General features: G+C 64.7%; 15 protein-coding genes. 6 read left to right on the top strand and 9 right to left on the bottom strand.

Annotated features, from left to right (window positions below):
• Nucleotides 1–189: 189 nt before the first annotated feature.
• Genes WJ12_RS00605 through WJ12_RS34165 form a run of 4 tightly spaced genes read left to right on the top strand, consistent with a single transcriptional unit; the run spans nt 190 to nt 2481 of the window.
• Nucleotides 190–849, top strand: coding sequence for a PAAR domain-containing protein (locus WJ12_RS00605; protein WP_059559474.1), 660 nt, complete (start codon nt 190–192; stop codon nt 847–849).
• A gap of 10 nt (nt 850–859) precedes the next feature.
• Nucleotides 860–1405, top strand: a complete 546-nt coding sequence (locus WJ12_RS00600; protein WP_082744734.1) for a PAAR domain-containing protein — start codon at nt 860–862, stop codon at nt 1403–1405.
• Nucleotides 1406–1409: 4 nt separating this feature from the next.
• Nucleotides 1410–2078 carry a M35 family metalloendopeptidase gene (locus WJ12_RS34170; RefSeq protein ID WP_082744735.1) on the top strand — a complete coding sequence of 223 codons (669 nt, stop codon included), beginning with the start codon at nt 1410–1412 and terminating at the stop codon, nt 2076–2078.
• Nucleotides 2071–2481, top strand: coding sequence for an OmpA family protein (locus WJ12_RS34165; RefSeq protein WP_059559544.1), 411 nt, complete (start codon nt 2071–2073; stop codon nt 2479–2481). Before WJ12_RS34170 ends, WJ12_RS34165 begins: the two co-directional genes overlap by 8 nt.
• A gap of 235 nt (nt 2482–2716) precedes the next feature.
• On the opposite strand, the gene WJ12_RS00595 is transcribed toward WJ12_RS34165, so the two are convergent.
• The 4 genes from WJ12_RS00595 to hemE form a co-directional block, all read right to left on the bottom strand.
• The gene (locus WJ12_RS00595) at nt 2717–3856 is read right to left on the bottom strand and encodes a branched-chain amino acid ABC transporter substrate-binding protein (RefSeq protein ID WP_034188163.1); all 1140 of its coding nucleotides are present in this window, start codon (nt 3854–3856) and stop codon (nt 2717–2719) included.
• 83 nt (nt 3857–3939) lie between these two features.
• Nucleotides 3940–7872 carry a trifunctional transcriptional regulator/proline dehydrogenase/L-glutamate gamma-semialdehyde dehydrogenase gene (gene putA, locus WJ12_RS00590; protein ID WP_034188164.1) on the bottom strand — a complete coding sequence of 1311 codons (3933 nt, stop codon included), beginning with the start codon at nt 7870–7872 and terminating at the stop codon, nt 3940–3942.
• Between the two features lie 356 nt (nt 7873–8228).
• Entirely contained in the window at nt 8229–10490 is a 2262-nt protein-coding gene (locus WJ12_RS00585) for a primosomal protein N' (RefSeq protein ID WP_059559477.1), read from the bottom strand.
• Nucleotides 10491–10942: 452 nt separating this feature from the next.
• Complete coding sequence (gene hemE, locus WJ12_RS00580) at nt 10943–12037, bottom strand: uroporphyrinogen decarboxylase (RefSeq protein ID WP_059559480.1); 1095 nt, start codon at nt 12035–12037, stop codon at nt 10943–10945.
• Between the two features lie 144 nt (nt 12038–12181).
• On the opposite strand from hemE, the gene WJ12_RS00575 reads away from it, so the two are divergent.
• Both WJ12_RS00575 and WJ12_RS36265 read left to right on the top strand, forming a co-directional pair.
• The gene (locus tag WJ12_RS00575; protein ID WP_049030889.1) at nt 12182–12979 is read left to right on the top strand and encodes a transporter substrate-binding domain-containing protein; all 798 of its coding nucleotides are present in this window, start codon (nt 12182–12184) and stop codon (nt 12977–12979) included.
• 280 nt (nt 12980–13259) lie between these two features.
• Nucleotides 13260–13415: a hypothetical protein gene (locus WJ12_RS36265; RefSeq protein WP_167361860.1), complete on the top strand. Its 156-nt coding sequence runs from the start codon at nt 13260–13262 to the stop codon at nt 13413–13415.
• Nucleotides 13416–13712: 297 nt separating this feature from the next.
• Here WJ12_RS36265 and WJ12_RS00570 read toward each other — a convergent pair whose 3' ends face one another.
• The 5 genes from WJ12_RS00570 to atpA all read right to left on the bottom strand — a co-directional run bounded on the left by WJ12_RS00570 (nt 13713) and on the right by atpA (nt 20210).
• Nucleotides 13713–15440, bottom strand: a complete 1728-nt coding sequence (locus WJ12_RS00570; RefSeq protein ID WP_059559483.1) for an AMP-binding protein — start codon at nt 15438–15440, stop codon at nt 13713–13715.
• A gap of 242 nt (nt 15441–15682) precedes the next feature.
• Entirely contained in the window at nt 15683–16108 is a 426-nt protein-coding gene (locus WJ12_RS00565) for a F0F1 ATP synthase subunit epsilon (protein ID WP_006477288.1), read from the bottom strand.
• A 104-nt stretch (nt 16109–16212) separates the two neighbouring features.
• Complete coding sequence (atpD, locus tag WJ12_RS00560; RefSeq protein ID WP_034188169.1) at nt 16213–17607, bottom strand: F0F1 ATP synthase subunit beta; 1395 nt, start codon at nt 17605–17607, stop codon at nt 16213–16215.
• Nucleotides 17608–17673: 66 nt separating this feature from the next.
• Complete coding sequence (gene atpG, locus WJ12_RS00555; RefSeq protein WP_034188170.1) at nt 17674–18549, bottom strand: F0F1 ATP synthase subunit gamma; 876 nt, start codon at nt 18547–18549, stop codon at nt 17674–17676.
• Between the two features lie 119 nt (nt 18550–18668).
• Nucleotides 18669–20210 (bottom strand): F0F1 ATP synthase subunit alpha, encoded by a 1542-nt coding sequence (atpA, locus tag WJ12_RS00550; protein WP_034188171.1) that lies wholly within the window; start codon nt 20208–20210, stop codon nt 18669–18671.
• Nucleotides 20211–20252: the final 42 nt, after the last annotated feature.

Genomic DNA, 20252 nt, shown 5'->3' with positions numbered 1-20252 from the left:
CTGCAAGAAAGCACCCAACCGCGCCATCGCACCGGCTCATTTCAGCATGCGTGGTCGATCCAAAGGATGATATGAAACGAGTAATAAAACTTTAGGATAACAAATCATACTCGTCCGATTGATCAATGGTTCTTGTCTGAAATAGCGTCTCTAAGCCGGTCATTCCATTTACCGAGACAGGGACGCACGATGAAAAACGAACACAAAGCACCGACCCATCTTTTTGCCACCGTTGGCTCACTCACCGAACGTGGCGGACGCGTCACGACTGCAACCAGCGGCCTGACCCTGGCTGGGCTGGAGGTAGCCCGCGTCGGAGACGTGGTGACCTACGACGACGGTAGCGAGGCCGTGATCATCGATGGGGCGGGAAACAACCATAGCGAGGGCAAGCCCTTCGCGTTGGTCGGCAGCCGATTGAGCAACGGCGATCGCATTACCGAAACGCTGCGCACCTCATTGGGCATTCACGTACGCGAGCGGCAAAGCGTTGCTGGACTGTTCGATCCGACCTACGTGCCGCCGCCCGCAGCGCCCGCCTACAGACTGGCCGTACGTGGTGCGACGACAGCGCACGGCGGTGCGTTGCGCGAGCCGTCCGGTACATGGGAAGTAGCACCGCACTTAGGCAACGCGGCCGTGGTGGGCGACCTGATCCACTATCCGGACGGCTCAACCGCGTGCGTGATCAGCGGTCTGGGTTTGGCCGACAGGTCCGACTTCGCACCACTCGCCTTCGTCGGCAGTGAACTCGATAACGGCGACACGATCACTGACAGCCCAGAGCGGCGAGGCGTCGCGTCGTCCATTGTATTTAGCGTCGTTACCCAAACGCCCCTGTCCCACTGAGGCGGCTCCTGTGATCCGCTACTTTCTTGCCAAACGCGACCACGCCGGTGATGCGGTCATTATCGAAGGTCTCGACACCGTGACCTGTTCCGATCCACCACCGCGCGTTCATATCGCCACGCTCGATATGAAGACCTACTGTTCGGCCTGCAAGCGTGAAGGGCACATCGCACCGCAAGGGCCGCGCTGGCCTGGTACCGGCCCGAACGGCAAACAATGGGCATTGAGCGGAGACATCAATGTCTGCGAATGCCATCCGCCGCCGGTCTTTTACGCTGAGCGCGGCATGCGGATGATTTTCACTGCGGGCGAGATAGCGACGCTGGATAGGCCTAAACCTGGTGCAGCCGATCGGTCATTTGCTCGATCGAGCGTCATGCACGACGAGCAATTCATCTTGCTCGATGGCAGCCGTCGGCCGCTCGCAAACGTCCGCTATCGAGTGGTGACCGACACCGGGCAGATCTTCACGGGCACCACCGATTCGGACGGGCAAACACGTCGAATCGTTACCGACGCTGCGGCGTTCCTGAAAATCTATACAGCGGGCCATTGAGACAATGAAAAATTTTGCTGCACATGACGATGAGGAATGGTTCCTCGTACACTCGGGCACCGCCACCAATACCAACCCCGGATCGATGGTGGAAGTAACAATCAACATCGAGAAAATATGCCCGAACATGACCAACAAGGAATTTCGAGAAATGGTCTTGAGCATACGGGATCGAGCCGTTTCTCTCGTCGACAAAAGAATCACGGATTTGCAACGCTGGTCCAGCACCGACAAGGCACGCGTACTACAATGGTTTGGCAGAATAGACGAAGGCACGCGCAGGATACTACTAACAGGGCTGACTGCAATCACCGAAGTACTCAAATCGCTTACGGGCCACAACTTTACGCGATGGGATAGCGAGCGATTCAAGCATATCGGATGCGTTCCAAATCCAAATCAGTCAGGCGTCGCTGCATCAGTGTGCTCACCGGATACCGCAACCCATACAATCGCAATACACGTCGATTTTTGCACGATGCGTGACTTCTCATGGGAAAAGGATTCGATGATCTCCACCCTGATTCATGAGGCAAGTCATTTTGACGATACAATGGGAACCAGAGATCACAGATACTTTATGGAAGATTGCTTGACATTCGGAGCCGAAAATCCGAATCAAGCAATCAACAATGCCGACAGTATTGCAGGATATATTATATATAATGCCTAAATTTATTCTCGGCCTATGCCTCTTCATTTCCAGCCCATCATTTGCGTGCATCGCCAGCGAAAATTTCGACATCTACTTCTCGCCAAATAGCTCACATATATCCAATTCAGAAATCATCCGCGTTACAAAATGGGCAATCGATAAAAAAATCGATTACGCCAATCACTTAACCAAAGAAACAACACTGATTAGCGGCCATGCTGAAGAAGGGGAGCAAAGAGCACTGTCCCTTGCACAGTCCCGAATGCAAACCGCGTATGCGCTGCTGGAGCAGCTAGGTTTTCTACGCGGCATCATCAAGACGAGCGTCCACGTCTATTCGCACGGCGACGTGGACAATGGAAGGCGTGTGGAAATCTCCTTCCTGCCTGATTGCCCTAACAAGTGCTGCGACGGCAAGTAACCTAATACTGCCGTCAGTCACTTCGACGAGTCGTTGACCTGCACTGGTGGCACGCCTGGCGGAACCTATCGACCGCGCATGATCCTGCAACGCATCGCCACACCATCGTCGGCAGGATTCATATGCACTACCCGGCCGTGCACCGACAAAGAAAAAGCCACCGGCCCCAAACGATCCGATGGCTTTCGCATGTTCAACGGGGCGACGACGTCGCCGCCCGCGACTCACAGGCTGCTTACTTGCCGCCGATGCTCTTCAGCGGCTTCCACTCGCCCTTCTCGACCTTGTACATCGTGATGCCGCCGTTCTTCAGGTCGCCCTTCGCGTCATACGCGACGTGCGTCGACGTCACGCCGGCCATGTCGGTCTTCGCGAGCACCGGCAGGTATTTCGCCGGATCGGTCGAATCGGCCTTCTTCATCGCGTTCAGCATCGCCATCGCGCCGTCGTACGCGTACGGCGAGTACGTCTGCACTTCTTCGCCGAAACGCTTCTTGTACTTGTCCGCGTAGGTCTTGCCGCCCGGCATCTCTTCCAGCGGGAGGCCGGCCAGCGAAGCGATCGTGCCGTCGGCCGCGTTGCCCGCGATCTTCAGGAACGTCGGCGTCTTCACCATTTCGCCGCTCATCAGCGGTGCGGTGAAGCCCAGCGCCTTCATCTGCTTGACCATCGGCGCTGCCTGCGAATCCGCGCCGCCGTAGTAGACCATGTCCGGCTTCGCAGCCTTCAGCTTGGTCAGGATCGCCTTGAAGTCGACCGCCTTGTCGTTCGTGAATTCACGGTCGACGATCGTCGCGCCGCCGGCCTTCGCCGCCTTCTCGAACTGGTCGGCGAGACCCTGGCCGTAGGCCGTGCGGTCGTCGACGATCGCGATCTTCTTCATGCCGAGATCCTTCGCCGCGAACGTGCCGGCCACCGAGCCCTGCTGCGTGTCGGACGTCATCATGCGGAAGGTCGTCTTGTAACCCTGCTGCGTGTATTCCGGCGCCGTCGCCATCGCGATTTCCGGAATGCCCGCGTTCGCGTAGATGCGCGAGGCGGGAATCGTCGTGCCCGAGTTGAAGTGGCCGAGCATGCCCTTGATGCCGTCGTCGACGAGCTTCTGTGCAACCGTCGTGCCCGTGCGCGGGTCAGCCTGGTCGTCCTGCGTGCTCAGCACGAACTTCACCGGCTTGCCGCCGATCTTCGGGTTCGTCGCGTTGAAGTCTTCCAGCGCGAGCACGATCCCGTTCTGCATGTCCTTGCCGTAGTGCGCCTGCGCGCCCGTCATCGGCCCTGCGTAACCGATCTTCACGTCATCCGCATGGGCCGTCCCCGCCAGCGACATGACGGCGACGAACGTCGCGCCTGCCACCTTTTTCATCGTGTGTTGCATAGCATCTCCTTGGTACCAGGGTAAATGAAGCGGCTTCGGGATCGCCTTGCCGCTTCTTTGTTTGATCCGAACGGCAAGGATGATCAGCCGATCGTCATCAAATTCGCATTGCCGCCCGCCGCGGCCGTATTCACGCTCACCGAGCGTTCCGTCAGGAGCCGCTCGAGCGCGTAGTCTTCCGCATCGCCGTTCTCGAACGCGCCCACCGACACGCCCTGCACCGATACGATCGGGCCCGGGCGCTGCGCGACGTCCTTCACGAGCGTCTGCAGTTCGTCGCTGTCGCCTTCGAACAGCACCGCGTCGAACGGCGCGTCGGCCTGCTTGCGCACGCTCGCATGCGCCTTCAGCGATGCCGGCAGCGCGGCGACCAGCGCCTCGCCGGCCGCGCCCGCGAACAATGCGCGGTTGCCGGTGGCCAGCACCGCCGCGAACTGCGCGCGCGCGCCGCTCGGGGTGGCCGCGACACACAGCACCGTGCCGCGCGGGCCGAGTGTATACGTGTTTCGCTCGCCCGTCGGCCCGGTCAGCACGGCGGTCGCGCCGGCCGGCACCTGTGCCAGATAGCCGTCGCAACGCGCGGCCAGTGCCGGCTCGCGTTGCTCGATCAGCCAGTCGCGCAGCGTCGTGAGCGCCGCCGCCGGATTGCCGCGCGCATCGCCTTCGACCGCGCCGTCCGCGATCAGCGTCTGCGCGAGCGAGCGCGGCAGGCCCGACGGACGCGTCGCGAGCAGGCGCTGCAGGTACAGCGCGCCCCCGGCCTTCGGGCCCGTGCCCGACAGCCCTTCGCCGCCGAACGGCTGCACGCCGACCACTGCACCGATCACGTTGCGGTTCACGTAGATGTTGCCCACGTGCGCATTCGAGATCACGTGCGCGATCGTCTCGTCGATCCGCGTGTGGATCCCGAGCGTCAGCCCGTAACCGGTCGCGCGGATCTGCTCGAGCAGCTTGTCGAGCTGGCTGCGGCGGTAGCGCACCACGTGCAGCACGGGGCCGAACACTTCGCGCTTGAGCTCGTCGATGCTGCCGATCTCGATCAGCGTCGGCGGCACGAACGTGCCGTGCGCGCAGGCCTCGGGCGTCGGCAGTTGCGTGACCGCATGGCCCTTGTCCTTCATCGTCGCGACGTGCGCGTCGATCGTCTGCTTCGCTTCACCGTCGATCACCGGGCCGACGTCCGTCGACAGCCGGTCGGGGTTGCCGAGCGCCAGCTCGTGCATCGCGCCCTTGAGCATCGTCAGCGTGCGGTCCGCGACGTCGTCCTGCAGACACAGAACGCGCAGCGCCGAGCACCGTTGACCGGCCGAGTCGAACGACGACTGCATCACGTCCGCGACGACCTGCTCCGCGAGCGCCGACGAGTCGACGATCATCGCATTCTGGCCGCCCGTTTCCGCGATCAGCGGAATCGGCTTGCCCTCCGGGTCGAGGCGCGCGGACAGCGTCTTGTTGATCAGGCGCGCGACTTCGGTCGAGCCCGTGAACATCACCGCACGCGTACGCGGATCGGCGACCAGCGCCGCGCCGACGGTCTCGCCGGTACCCGGCAGCAGCTGTACCGCGCCGGCCGGCACGCCGGCCTCGCGCAGCAGGCGCACGGCCTGCGCGGCGATCAGCGGCGTCTGTTCGGCCGGCTTCGCGAGCACCGTGTTGCCGGCGGCGAGCGCCGCGGCGACCTGGCCCATGAAGATCGCGAGCGGGAAGTTCCACGGGCTGATGCAGACCACGGGGCCGAGCGGGCGATGCGTGTCGTTCGAGAACTCGTCGCGGATCTGCGCCGCGTAGTAGCGCAGGAAGTCGACCGCTTCGCGAATCTCGGCGATCGCGTTCGGCAGCGACTTGCCGGCTTCGCGCACGATCAGGCCCATCAGCGTGTGCATCTGCGCTTCGAGCAGGTCGGCTGCGCGCGCCAGGCAGTCAGCGCGGGCGTCGACCGGCGTCGCCTGCCAGATCGGCGCGGCGGCCACCGCGTGCGCGAGCGCCGCGCTCACGTGTTCGGCCGTCGCCTCGCTGACCGTGCCGACCAGGTCGCGCTGGTCGGCCGGGTTGCGCACGTCGCGTGCCGGTGCGTCGGCGAGCGCGTCGTCGGCGAGCATCGGCGCCGCGCGCCACGGATGATGCGCGCTCGCGAGCAGCGCGGACGACAGCGAGGCGAGCCGGTGTTCGTTCGACAAATCGAGGCCCATCGAATTGGGACGCTCGTCGCCGTACAGGTTGCGCGGCAGCGGGATCTTCGCATGCGGCGCGCCGAGCGGCACGACTTTCGACGCTTCGTCGACCGGATCGGCGACCAGTTCCTTCACCGACACGGTCTTGTCCGCGATACGGTTCACGAACGACGTGTTCGCGCCGTTCTCGAGCAGGCGGCGCACGAGGTACGCGAGCAGCGTCTCGTGCGTGCCGACCGGTGCGTACACGCGGCACGGACGGTTCAGCTTGTCGCGGCCCGTGACCTCCTCGTACAGCGGCTCGCCCATCCCGTGCAGGCACTGGAATTCGTACTGGCCCGGGTAGTAGTTCTGGCCCGCGAGCTGGTAGATCGCGGCCAGCGTGTACGCGTTGTGCGTCGCGAACTGCGGGTAGACGGCGTCGGGCGCCGCGAGCAGCTTCTTCGCGCACGCGAGGTACGACACGTCAGTGTAGATCTTGCGCGTATAGACCGGATAGCCTTCGAGGCCGTCGACCTGCGCGCGCTTGATCTCGGTATCCCAGTACGCGCCCTTCACGAGGCGGATCATCAGGCGGTGACGGCTGCGGCGCGCGAGATCGATCAGGTAGTCGATCACGAACGGGCAGCGCTTCTGGTAGCCCTGCACCACGAAGCCGATGCCGTTCCAGCCCGCGAGATCCGGATCGAAGCACAGCGCCTCGAGCAGGTCGAGCGACAGCTCGAGGCGGTCGGCCTCTTCAGCGTCGATGTTCAGGCCGATGTCGTAGCGGCGCGCCAGCAGCGCGAGTGCGCGCACGCGCGGCAGCAGCTCGCTCATCGTGCGGTCCTGCTGCGAGCGCGAGTAGCGCGCGTGCAGCGCCGACAGCTTGATCGAGATGCCCGGGCCTTCGTAGATGCCGCGGCCGCCGGCCGCCTTGCCGATCGCGTGGATCGCCTGTTCGTACGACGCGTAGTAGCGCTGCGCGTCCTCTTCGGTCGTCGCCGCTTCGCCGAGCATGTCGTACGAGTAGCGGAAGCCGCGCGCTTCGTACTTGCGGCTGTTCGCGAGCGCTTCGGAAATCGTCTCGCCGGTGACGAACTGTTCGCCCATCAGGCGCATCGCCATGTCGACGCCCTTGCGGATCAGCGGCTCGCCGCCGCGGCCGATCAGGCGCGTGAGCGCCGACGACAGGCCCGCTTCGCTGTTGGTCGTCACGAGCTTGCCGGTGATCATCAGCCCCCAGGTCGCCGCGTTCACGAACAGCGACGGCGCGTGGCCGACGTGCGAGCGCCAGTCGCCCTTGCTGATCTTGTCGCGAATCAGCGCATCGCGCGTCGCGCGATCGGGAATGCGCAGCAGCGCCTCGGCGAGGCACATCAGCGCGACGCCTTCCTGGCTCGACAGCGAGAACTCGTGGATCAGCCCTTCGACGCCGCCGCCCGAGCTTTTCTCGCGTAGCGCCTCGACGAGCTTCGTCGCGAGCGCCTGCACGTCCGCCTGCAGGTTCGCCGGCAGGCGCGCCTGACCGAGCAGGAACGGCACGCATTCCGGCTCCGGGCGGCGGTACGCGGCCGTGATCGCCGCGCGCAGCACCGATTGCGGCTGAACGTTCTGCGCGAACTCGAGGAACGGATGCGGCGAGTTGTCGTCGTCGCCGTCCGCCGCCTGACCGTCGGCGAGCTCCGTCACGCCGCTGTGGCCCGACAGTTCGGGCGGCAACTGGCCGTGCTCGATCCGCTCGAGATACGCGAAGATCGCCTGCTTGATCAGCCAGTGGGGAGTGCGCTCGAGGCGCGCGGCGGCGTCCTTGAGGCGCGAGCGGAGAAGGTCGTCGACTTTGACGCCGAGAGTCGTGCTTGCCATGGTGGGTTCGTGCGCCGGTGCGAGCCCGGCGATGTGGTGTAAGAGGATGCGCGAAATCCTACGGCACGCAATAAAAAGGTGCAACCAAATTACCGAACAGGTTGCACCCACAAGTTAGTCAATATAATCAGCCACTTATGTGGTTGCAACCTAGGGGTTGCCCGTGGTCGGCGGATCGGTGTTTTCCCTGATCGGGCCGGCTGGACGCGCGTGTGCAACCGTCGACGCGCGTGGAAGCGGCCGAAAACGGGTTGCACTGGGTGGGAGAAACGATGCGACGCCCGGTTCGGACGCGCGACGAGAGGCAGGCGGATGACGCCCGGCGGGCCGGGCTTCTTCATACGGCAGCGCGCCGCTCAGATATCCAGCGGGTCGACTTCGACGCTCCACCGCAGCACGCCCTTCAGCGCCCGCAGTGCCGGCTGCCATGCACGCAGCGCATGCTGCAGCGCCGCCCGCGATGCGCTTTCGAGCAGCAACTGCGCGCGATGGACGTTCGCGACCTTGACGATCGTCATCGGCACCGCGTCGTACACGGTCACGCGATCGGCGCCCGGCAGCCCCGGCAATGCGGCCGCGGCCTGAAGCAGGAACGCGAGCGCCGCGTCGAGCGTGCGCCCTTCGGCGCGCAGCAGCGCCTGGTAGACGAACGGCGGCAGGTGCGCGTCGCGGCGCTCGCCGAGCGTCGAATTCGCGAAGCCGACGTAATCCTGCCGCCCGAGCGCGTGATACAGCGCATGACGCGGGTAACGCGTCTGCACCATCACCTCGCCCGGCAGCCCGGCCCGCCCCGCGCGGCCGCTCACCTGCATCAACTGCGCGAACAGCCGTTCGCTCGCCCGGAAATCGTGCGAAAACAGCGCGGTGTCGGCATTGAGCACGCCGACGAGCGACACGCGCTGAAAGTCGTGCCCCTTCGCGATCATCTGCGTGCCGACCAGGATGTCGACCTCGCCCGCATGCACGTCGGAGAACAGCGCCTGCGCGCTGCCCTTGCGGCGCGTGCTGTCCGCGTCGATCCGCAGCACCCGCGCGCCCGGCACGGCCTCGGCGAGCGCCTCCTCGATACGCTGCGTGCCGCGCCCGAGCGGCGCGATGTCGACGTTCCCGCACTCCGGACACGACCGAGGAATGCGCGCCTCCCAGCCGCAGTGATGGCAGCGCAGCGCATGCTCGGGCTTGTGCAGGACGACGTACGCGCTGCAGCGCGGACAACCGGCGACCCAGCCGCATGCGTCGCACGCGAGCTGCGGCGCGTAACCGCGCCGGTTCAGGAACACGAGGCTCTGCTCGCCGCGTTCGAGCCGCGCCTTCAGCGCCGCGACGAGCGGCCCCGACAGCCCGCCCATCGACGCGCGGCCGCGCCGTCGCTCCTCTTCGAGATCGATCAGCCGCACGGTCGGCAGCGTCGCGTCGGCCACCGCGCGGCGCGATAGCGTGAGCTTCGTATAGCGCCCCTGCTCGGCCTGCCACCAGCTTTCGAGCGACGGCGTGGCCGAGCCGAGCACGACCGTGATGCCGAGCTGCTTGGCGCGCCACACGGCGAGATCGCGCGCCGAATAGCGCAGCCCTTCCTGCTGCTTGTACGCCGGCTCGTGCTCCTCGTCGACGACGATCAGCGCGAGCGTCGGCATCGACGCCAGCACCGCCAGGCGCGTGCCGAGCACGATCCGCGCGCGGCCCGTGTGGGCGGCCAGCCAGTTGCGCGCCCGCTCGCCCTCGGCGAGCCCGCTGTGCAGCGTGACGATCGCGTCGTCGGCGAGCGCCCCCGCGAAGCGCGCGCGAAACGCGGCCTCGAACTGCGGCGTCAGGTTGATTTCGGGCACGAGCACGAGCGCCTGCGCGTCCGGCCGTGCATCGAGCAGCGACGCGAGCGCATGCAGATAGACCTCGGTCTTGCCGCTGCCCGTCACGCCGTGCAGCAGGAACGGCGCGAAGCCCGCTGCCGCGCGGATCGCGTCGAGCGCCTCGGCCTGCTGGTCGGTCAGTGCCGGCGGCACGGTTCGTCCACCGGTTGTCGACAGGTTATCCACAGCTTTGGGCACAGGCGCATCGGCCCAGCCGATCTCCTCGACGTCGACCCAGCCGCGCGCGGCCCAGTCATCGAGCGTCGCGGCCGCCTTCGGATGCAGCACCCGCGCGTCGGGCAGCGTCAACGAACCGGTATTGACGAGCGCCTGTGCAAGCCGCCGCAGCGCGGCGCCGCGCGCGGGCAATGCATCGGGCAACGCCGCGCGGCCGGCTTCGGTCGGCTGGTAGCGCACTTCGGGCGCGAGCAGCCGCCCCCAGCGCCCGGCGTCACGCAGCGCCTGCGGCAGCGCCGGCAGCGCAACCTCGCCGCGCCCGCGCTGATAGTAGTCGGCGGCGAACGACACCAGGGCGAGCCAGTCCGCCGACAGCGGGGGCAGGTCGGCGCAGATCGCGTCGACCGCGCGCAGCCGTGACGGCGGCACATCGGTGTGAGTCGTCACTTCGCAAACGAGCCCGACGGCCTGCCGCTTGCCGAACGGCACCTGCACGAGCGTGCCGGGCACGGGTGCCGGCTGCGCGTCGCAGCGGTAGTCGAACAGGGTCGCGAGCGGATGGTCGAGCGCGACGCGCAGGTAGGTGCCGCTCATTGCGGCGCCCCACCGGCAGCGGTACGCGAAGGACAGGCGGCTTGCATCCGCGTCCGCATCGCGGCAGCGAACTTAAAGTAAAACTTCAGATTCCGCGCTAAGTTTTGGATTCGCATTAGGAATCGCCGTATACCCTGCCCAGTCCTGTGGATAACTTTGTTGAGAACTCGCCCCCGAATGGCCGCAACGCGCGCGGGGCCGTGCTTTCCGCTGTTTTTCGCCGCGCGGGGCGCCGCCCCGCGGAGCCTTATTCCATAAGGCTGCTATTCAAATTACCGAACAATAGCGAGACAAATTGACCGATACAGGGCTCTACCGCGCTGCAACGTGGAAAATGTGTATAAGTCAAGTCTTGACAAGCACCGGATCGGCAGCGGGAGCGGGGTTGCGCCCTGTTTAGTCCCGACAGCGAAACGCTGTCATCCCGCAGTGCAGCATGACAACGCTTGCGTTCAGCCAGCGGGTCGGCTACGGATCGCGCGGCTGTGGTTGTGTACTTCGTCGACGAGTTCGGCGACGTGATCGGGCGACGTGAATTGCGAGATGCCGTGGCCGAGGTTGAACACATGGCCCGGATGGTTGCCGTAGCTGTCGAGCACCGCGCGCGCCTGTTCGCGCACCGCGGCCGGCGGCGCAAACAGGATCGTCGGATCGAGGTTGCCCTGCAGCGCGACACGCCCCGCGACGCGCTCGCGCGCGGCGCCGAGGTTGACCGTCCAGTCGAGCCCGACCGCATCGACGCCGGTCGCCGCGATCTCCTCGAGCCACAGCCCGCCGCCCTTCGTGAACGTGATCACCGGCACGCGTTCGCCGTCGTGCTCGCGCTTGAGCTGGCTCACCACGCGGCGGATGTAGTCGAGCGAGAAGCGCTGGTATGCGCCGTCGGCCAGCGCGCCGCCCCACGTATCGAAGATCATCACGGCCTGCGCGCCCGCTTCGATCTGCGCGTTCAGGTACGCGGCCACCGCCTGCGCATTCACGTCGAGGATCCGGTGCATCAGGTCGGGGCGCGAATACGCCATCGACTTCACCGTGCGGAAATCGTCCGACCCGCCGCCTTCGACCATGTAGCACGCGAGTGTCCACGGGCTGCCCGAGAAGCCGATCAGCGGCACGCGCTGGCGGCCCTGGCCGTCGGTGAGCGCGCGGCGGATCTCGCGCACGGCGCCCGTCACATAACCGAGCGTCTCCTCGATGTCCGGCACCGCGAGCTTCGCGACGTCGGCCTCGGTGCGCACCGGATGCGCGAACTTCGGCCCTTCGCCGACCTGGAAGTCGAGACCTAGCCCCATCGCGTCGGGAATCGTCAGGATGTCCGAGAACAGGATCGCGGCGTCGAGCGGGAAACGCTCGAGCGGCTGCAGCGTCACCTCGGTCGCGTAGTCGGGATTCTTCGCGAGGCCGAGGAAGCTGCCGGCGCGCGCACGCGTCGCGTTGTATTCGGGCAGGTAGCGGCCGGCCTGGCGCATCAGCCAGATCGGCGTGTAGTCGGTCGGCTCGCGCAGAAGCGCACGCAGGAAGGTGTCGTTGAGCAGGTTATGGGCCACGGTAGGAGCGACGATGCGAAGGCAAAGCGGCATTTTACCGGACAGCCGCCCTCAGGCTGCGCATGCCGACGCGATGGCGGCCATATGACGCGCGCGATGGCTCCGTTATGATCGGACGCTCATATCGAATGAAGGAGGAGACCGATGAAGACATTCGCCACGCTCGCCGCTGCCGCGCTGCTCTGCTGCGCCGCCGCGCACGCGCAGACCACCACCGGCACCACCGCCGCGCCGGGGGCCGGTTCGCGGCTCGACGACGTGCTCGCGCGCGGCACGCTGCGCGTGTGCACGACGGGCGACTACAAGCCGTATTCGTACTACCGCACGGACGGCCGTTTCGAGGGCATCGACATCGACATGGCCGAATCGCTCGCGAAATCGCTCGGCGTGAAGACCGACTTCGTGAAGACGAGCTGGCCGAACCTGACCGCCGATTTCGTCGCGAAATGCGACATCGCGGTGGGCGGTGTGTCGACGACGCTCGAGCGCCAGAAGCGCGTGTTCTTCACGCAGCCGTACGTCGTCGACGGCAAGACGCCGATCGTGCGCTGCGCGGACGCCGACAAGTACCAGACCGTCGCGCAGATCGACCGGCCCGAGACGCGTGTGATCGTGAATCCGGGCGGTACCAACGAGCGGTTCGCGAAACAGTTCTTCACACATGCGAACCTGACCGTCTATCCGGACAACGTGACGATCTTCAAGCAGATCCTCGCGGGCAAGGCCGACGTGATGGTGACGGATGCGTCCGAGACGCAGTTGCAGCAAAAGCTGAATCCGGGGCTGTGCTCGGTGCATCCGGACAAGCCGTTCCAGTTCGGCGAGAAGGCGTACATGGTGCCGCGCGGCGACGTCGTGTTCCAGCAATACGTCGACCAGTGGCTGCATCTCGCGCTGTCGACCGGCGAATACCAGGCGATTTCGGACAAGTGGCTGAAGTAAGAAGCCCGTCCCGCGGCGGCCGATAACGGGCATCGACCCCGTGGCCGCCGCCTGCCGAATGCGCGGCATGGCGGCGGCGAACCTGCCGCCGTTACACATTGCCCTCGCGTCGCCCGACCCGACAATCGGCGCGAAACCACCCGAATCGGCCGATCGGCCGACTTCCGCGCATTCCGATCACGTTTCAAAATCTTTCTGACGAATGAATCGTCATCCGCGGTATCGATCATGCCGCGCACTTTCTGACGTGAAAATCGGCCATTCATCGCGCCCGATACGCATGAAAAACGCATCGTGCGCATCGGCTGAAAACGCAGCGGAAAATATGGGTAAAAATGACCTTTTTCAGGACCCCGAAAACAGCAAAAAATCCCGGGAAGCCTTATCTGGCGGGCGTTACAACCTGAAACACTTTGTTACCGCGACGGGTCATTAATTCGCCCACAATGGCCTCAACGGTTTCAACACGGATGCGGTCTCGTGTGCCAAGTGTGAGCGGACGCGAAGCGCTGCGAGCCAGTCGGTCACGTACCGAAGCCCTTCCGAGGGGCATCCCTGTTGGAGTCGTTTCCGGCCCCCCGCCGGATTCGGTTTCATCTTTGGTCTCCTCGCGCTAACCCCGTAGCGTGTGGTTTTTAGCGGGCTAATAAGCCCGCTTTTTTTCGTCCATCGAAAACGTAACGGCCCGCAGGCCGCCACGTTTTTTCCCGCATTTTTCCCGCGCCGTCCCGCATCAAGCGGTCTTCTGCACGTCGAGCTTCAGCTCCTCGATCATCCGGTCGCGCATCACGAACTTCTGCACCTTGCCCGTCACCGTCATCGGCAGCTCGTCGACGAAGCGGATGTAGCGCGGAATCTTGTAGTGCGCGATCTGCCCGCTGCAGAACGCACGCACGTCGTCCTCCGTCATCTGCTCGTCCGCGCGCAGCACGATCCACGCGCACAGCTCCTCGCCGTACTTCGCATCCGGCACGCCGAACACCTGCGCGCTCTGGATCTTCGGATGCCGAAACAGGAACTCCTCGATCTCGCGCGGATAGACGTTCTCGCCGCCGCGAATCACCATGTCCTTCAGGCGGCCGACGATATTGCAGTAGCCGTCCGCATCGAGCGTCGCGAGGTCGCCCGTGTGCATCCAGCCGTCGACCAGCACCTCGCGCGTCTTCGCGTCGTCGTCCCAGTAGCCGAGCATCACCGAATAGCCCTTCGTGCAGAGCTCGCCCGTCGCGCCGACCGGCACGATGTCGCCGCTCGCATCGACGATCTTCACTTCCAGGTGCGGCTGGATGCGGCCGACCGTCGTCGTGCGCTTCTCGAGCGGATCGTCGGTCGAACTCTGGAACGATACGGGGCTCGTCTCCGTCATCCCGTACGCGATCGTGATCTCCGACAGGTGCATCTGCGACACGACGCGCTTCATCGTCTCGATCGGGCACGGCGAGCCGGCCATGATCCCGGTGCGCAGCGTCGAAAGATCGAAGGTCGAGAACGCCGGATGATCGAGCTCGGCGATGAACATCGTCGGCACGCCGTGCAGCGCGGTGCAGCGCTCGCCGGCCACGGCCGCGAGCGTCGCAACCGGATCGAACGCCTCGCCGGGGAACACCATCGCCGCGCCCTTCGACACGCACGCGAGCACGGCCAGCACCATCCCGAAGCAGTGATAGAGCGGCACCGGGATGCACAGCGTGTCGTGCTCGGTGAAGCGCATCGCGGTCGCGATCGAGCGCCCGTTGTTGACGACGTTGCGGTGCGTGAGCGTCGCGCCCTTCGGGCTGCCGGTCGTGCCGCTCGTGAACTGGATGTTGATCGGTTCGTTGGCCGTGAGCGTCGTGCCGATTGCATCGAGCAATCCCGGATCGACGGCCTGGCGGCCGCGTGTCATCACGTCCGCGAAGCGGAACATGCCGGCCGGCGCGACGTCGCCCATCGACACGACCGTGCGCAGGCTCGGCACGCGTGCCGCGTGCAGGTCGCCCGGCGTCGTGGTCGCGAGCTCCGGCGCGATGGCCTGCAGCATCTCGACGTAGGCCGACGACTTGAAGCGCTCGGCCGTGATCACGGCCTTGCAGCCGACCTTGTTCAGCGCGTATTCGAGCTCGGCGAGCCGGTAGGCCGGATTCAGGTTGACGAGCACCGCACCGATGCGCGCGGTCGCGAACTGCGTGAGCAGCCATTCGCTGCGGTTCGGCGACCAGATGCCGACGCGGTCGCCCTTCACGATACCGAGCGCGGCCAGCCCCGCCGCGAGCACGTCGACCTCGTTCGCGAACTCGCGCCAGGTCCAGCGCACCTGCTGCTCGCGGAACACGACGGCCGGACGGTCGGGAAAGCGGCCGGCGGTGTCGCGCAGGAACCGGCCGATCGTCGCTTCGGACAGCGGCACGTCGGTCGCGCCACGCACGTACGACAAGCCGTTCTCGGGCGCGATCAGCGCGCCCACGCCAAGGTCTGCTGCCATGAATGTCTCCGTCTTTTTGGTCTGATCGGCCCGCGCGCGCCTGCCGCGCCCGCCTCCATCGCCTCGATCGCGACGGACAGCCTCACTGCGGATGATGCCGCGCTCCGCTGACGACACTCTGACATCAATTCGCGGCGGACGGATGAAATAGCACGACCGGACGGAATGATCTGGCCCGCAATCCGCAGACGAAAAAAAAGCAGCCCGAAGGCTGCTTTCTTTCGCGGGATACGCGGCGCGGCTTAGTGCCGGCTGCGGATCTTCGCCAGACGCTGGATCGCTTCGAGCTGCGCCATCGCGGTCGCGAGCTCGGATTGCGCCTTCGCGAGGTCGAGATCCGACTTCGCGTTCTGCAGCGTTTCCTCGGCACGCTTGCGCGCTTCCTCGGCTTTCGCCGCGTCGAGGTCCTTGCCGCGGATCGCGGTATCGGCGAGCACCGTCACGGCGCCCGGCTGCACTTCGAGAATGCCGCCCGCGACGAACACGAATTCGTCGTTGCCGCCCTCGACTTCGATGCGCACCGCACCCGGACGAATCCGCGTGATCAGCGGCGTGTGACCCGGCAGAATGCCCAGCTCACCCGTTTCGCCCGGCAGCGCGACGAATTTCGCCTCGCCCGAGAAGATCTGCTCTTCCGCGCTGACGACGTCTACTTTGATGGTTGCCATATCGACTCCTGGTTGAGCGTATTACGTGGGCGCCGTGTCTCCTATCCCCGGGGGTATAGGAGAATCAACGACCTCAACGGCGCCCGCTGCGTTACACCCGACCCTTACTGGATCTTCTTGGCCTTTTCGAAGGCTTCGTCGATCGTGCCGACCATGTAGAACGCCTGTTCCGGCAGGTGGTCGCACTCGCCGTCGACGATCATCTTGAAGCCGCGGATCGTTTCCTTCAGCGGCACGTACTTGCCCGGCGAGCCCGTGAACACTTCAGCAACGTGGAACGGCTGCGACAGGAAACGCTGGATCTTACGTGCACGTGCGACCGACAGCTTGTCTTCCGGCGACAGTTCGTCCATGCCCAGAATCGCGATGATGTCGCGCAGTTCCTTGTAGCGCTGCAGCGTCTGCTGAACGCGACGGGTGATCGAGTAGTGCTCTTCACCGATCACGTTCGGGTCGATCTGGCGCGACGTCGAGTCGAGCGGGTCGACCGCCGGGTAGATACCCAGCGAAGCGATGTCACGCGACAGAACGACGGTTGCGTCCAGGTGGCCGAAGGTCGTCGCCGGCGACGGGTCGGTCAAGTCGTCCGCAGGGACGTACACGGCCTGGACCGACGTAATCGAGCCCTTCTTGGTCGACGTGATGCGCTCTTGCAGCTTGCCCATTTCTTCAGCCAGCGTCGGCTGATAGCCCACTGCCGACGGCATACGGCCGAGCAGTGCCGACACTTCGGTACCGGCCAGCGTGAAACGGTAGATGTTGTCGACGAAGAACAGCACGTCGAGGCCTTCGTCACGGAAGTGCTCGGCCATCGTCAGGCCGGTCAGCGCGACGCGCAGACGGTTGCCCGGCGGCTCGTTCATCTGGCCGTACACCAGCGCGACCTTGTCGAGAACGTTCGAGTCCTTCATTTCGTGGTAGAAGTCGTTCCCTTCACGGGTACGCTCGCCCACGCCCGCGAACACGGAGTAACCGCCGTGTTCCTTCGCGATGTTGTTGATGAGCTCCATCATGTTGACGGTCTTGCCCACGCCAGCACCGCCGAACAGGCCAACCTTGCCGCCCTTGGCGAACGGGCAGATCAGGTCGATGACCTTGATACCCGTTTCGAGCAGTTCGGTCGACGGCGACAGTTCGTCGAACGCCGGAGCCTTCTGGTGGATCGAACGCGTATGTTCGCTTTCGATCGGGCCGGCTTCGTCGATCGGACGGCCGAGGACGTCCATGATCCGGCCGAGGGTCGGCTTGCCGACCGGCACCGAGATCGGCTTTGCCGTGTTCTTCACGGTCAGGCCGCGGCGCAGGCCGTCGGAAGCACCCAGACAGATGGTACGGACCACGCCGTCGCCCAGCTGCTGCTGGACTTCGAGCGTCAGTTCCGAGCCATCGAGAATAAGCGCGTCGTAGATCTTCGGCATGCTGTCGCGCGGGAATTCCACGTCGATAACGGCGCCGATGCACTGTACGATCTTGCCTTCTACCAAAGCAGCAGTACTCATCGCTTTTCCTTTAAATACCTGATTCTTTACTCGCGCAAAGGCGCAGTTGTCGTCCCGGGCGCGCGCTTAAACAGCGGCTGCGCCGCCGACGATCTCCGACAGTTCTTTCGTGATCGCGGCCTGACGGCTCTTGTTGTATACGAGCTGCAGTTCGCTGATCACCGTCTTCGCGTTGTCGGACGCGGCCTTCATCGCGACCATGCGCGCCGATTGCTCGGACGCCATGTTTTCCGCGACGGCCTGGTACACCAGCGCCTCGACGTAACGCACGAGCAGTTCGTCGACGACTGCCTGCGCGTCCGGCTCGTAGATGTAGTCCCACGACGTGGCCGGCGTACCGTCATCGGCTTCGAAGTGTTCCGACGACAGCGGCAGCAGCTGCTCGATCACGGCTTCCTGCTTCATCGTGTTGACGAAGCGCGTGTAAGCGATATAAACCGCCGACAGCTTGCCTTCCGAATACAGATCGAGCTGCGTCTTCACGGCGCCGATCAGCTTGTCCAGATGCGGGGTGTCGCCGAGGTGCACGACCTGCGACATCACCTTCGCGCCGAAGCGGTTCAGGAACCCGAGGCCCTTGCCGCCGATCGCGGTGGCTTCGACCTTCTGGCCCTTCTCTTCCAGCTCCTTGAACTTCTGCACCGTCGCACGCAGCACGTTGGTGTTCAAACCGCCGCACAACCCCTTGTCCGTCGTGACGAGGATGATGCCGGCCGTCTTCGCGCCGTCGTTTGCCACCATGAACGGGTGGCGGTACTCCGGGTTCGCACGGCTCATGTGCGCGGCGATGGCACGGACCTTGTCCGCATACGGACGAGCGGCGCGCATGCGTTCCTGCGCGCGGCGCATCTTCGATGCGGCCACCATCTCCATCGCCTTCGTGATCTTGCGCGTGTTCTGCACGCTCTTGATCTTGCCGCGAATTTCCTTCATTCCAGCCATAGCTTGCTCCTTTGCGCCCCGGGTTAGCGCTTTAGCGCTTTACTCGGGGCTCATGCATCGCTCACCGAAGCGGCGCGGGCGCATCAGCACCCGCGCGGCCTCAATGTGTCACTCGCGGATCAATAGGCACCGGACTTCTTGAAGGATTCGATCGCCGAGCGCAGCGCGCCTTCGTCGTCCTTCGAGAGATCCTTGGTGTCTTCGATGCGCTTGATGAGGTCAGCGTGGCTGGTCTTCAGGTTTTCGCGCAGGCCCTTCTCGAACGACAGCACTTGCTTGACGTCGAGATCGTCGAGGTAGCCGTTGTTCGCGGCGTACAGCGACACGGCCAGTTCCCAGACCTGCAGCGGCTGGTACTGCGGCTGCTTCAGCAGTTCCGTCACGCGGCGGCCGCGCTCGAGCTGCTTGCGGGTCGCTTCGTCGAGGTCCGATGCGAACTGCGCGAATGCAGCCAGTTCACGGTACTGCGCGAGGTCGGTACGGATACCGCCCGACAGCTTCTTCACGACCTTCGTCTGAGCGGCGCCACCGACTCGCGACACCGACACGCCGGCGTTGATTGCCGGGCGGATGCCTGCGTTGAACAGGTCGGTTTCCAGGAAGATCTGGCCGTCGGTGATCGAGATCACGTTCGTCGGAACGAACGCGGTCACGTCGCCCGCCTGCGTTTCGATGACCGGCAGTGCCGTCAGCGAACCGCTCTTGCCCTTCACTTCGCCGTTCGTGAACTTCTCGACGTACTCTTCCGACACGCGAGCGGCACGCTCCAGCAGGCGCGAGTGCAGATAAAACACGTCGCCCGGGTACGCTTCACGGCCCGGCGGGCGGCGCAGCAGCAGCGAGATCTGACGGTATGCCCAGGCTTGCTTGGTCAAGTCGTCATAGATGATCAGCGCGTCCTGGCCGCGGTCGCGGAAGTATTCGCCCATCGTGCAGCCGGCGTACGGTGCGAGGTACTGCATCGCGGCCGAATCCGACGCCGAAGCGGCGACGACGATCGTGTATTCCATCGCGCCCGTTTCTTCGAGCTTGCGAACCACGTTCATGATCGACGAAGCCTTCTGGCCGATCGCGACGTAGATACAGATCAGGTCCTTGCCCTTCTGGTTGATGATCGCGTCGAGCGCCACCGCGGTCTTGCCGCACTGACGGTCGCCGATGATCAGCTCACGCTGGCCACGGCCGATCGGCACCATCGCGTCGATCGACTTGATGCCCGTCTGCACCGGCTGCGACACCGACTTGCGCCAGATCACGCCCGGGGCGATCTTTTCGATCGCGTCGGTCAGCTTCGCGTTGACCGGGCCCTTGCCGTCGATCGGGTTGCCGAGCGCATCGACCACGCGGCCGACGAGTTCCGGACCCACCGGCACTTCGAGAATGCGGCCCGTCGTCTTGACGACGTCGCCTTCCGAGATGTGTTCGTATTCGCCGAGAATCACCGCGCCGACCGAGTCGCGCTCGAGGTTCAGCGCGAGACCGAACGTGTTGCCCGGAAACTCGAGCATTTCGCCCTGCATCACGTCCGACAGGCCGTGGATACGCACGATACCGTCGGTCACGGAGATCACGGTGCCCTGGTTGCGAACGTCTGCGCTCGCTTCAAGGCCCTGGATCCGGCTCTTGATCAGCTCGCTGATCTCAGAGGGATTGAGTTGCATTATTCGCTCCTGATAGTCAATTCTGTTGCGTGCCGGCGTGGC

This window comes from Burkholderia seminalis (assembly GCF_001718535.1).
Taxonomy (GTDB): domain Bacteria; phylum Pseudomonadota; class Gammaproteobacteria; order Burkholderiales; family Burkholderiaceae; genus Burkholderia; species Burkholderia seminalis.
This window is presented reverse-complemented; position numbering and strand designations above follow the sequence as displayed.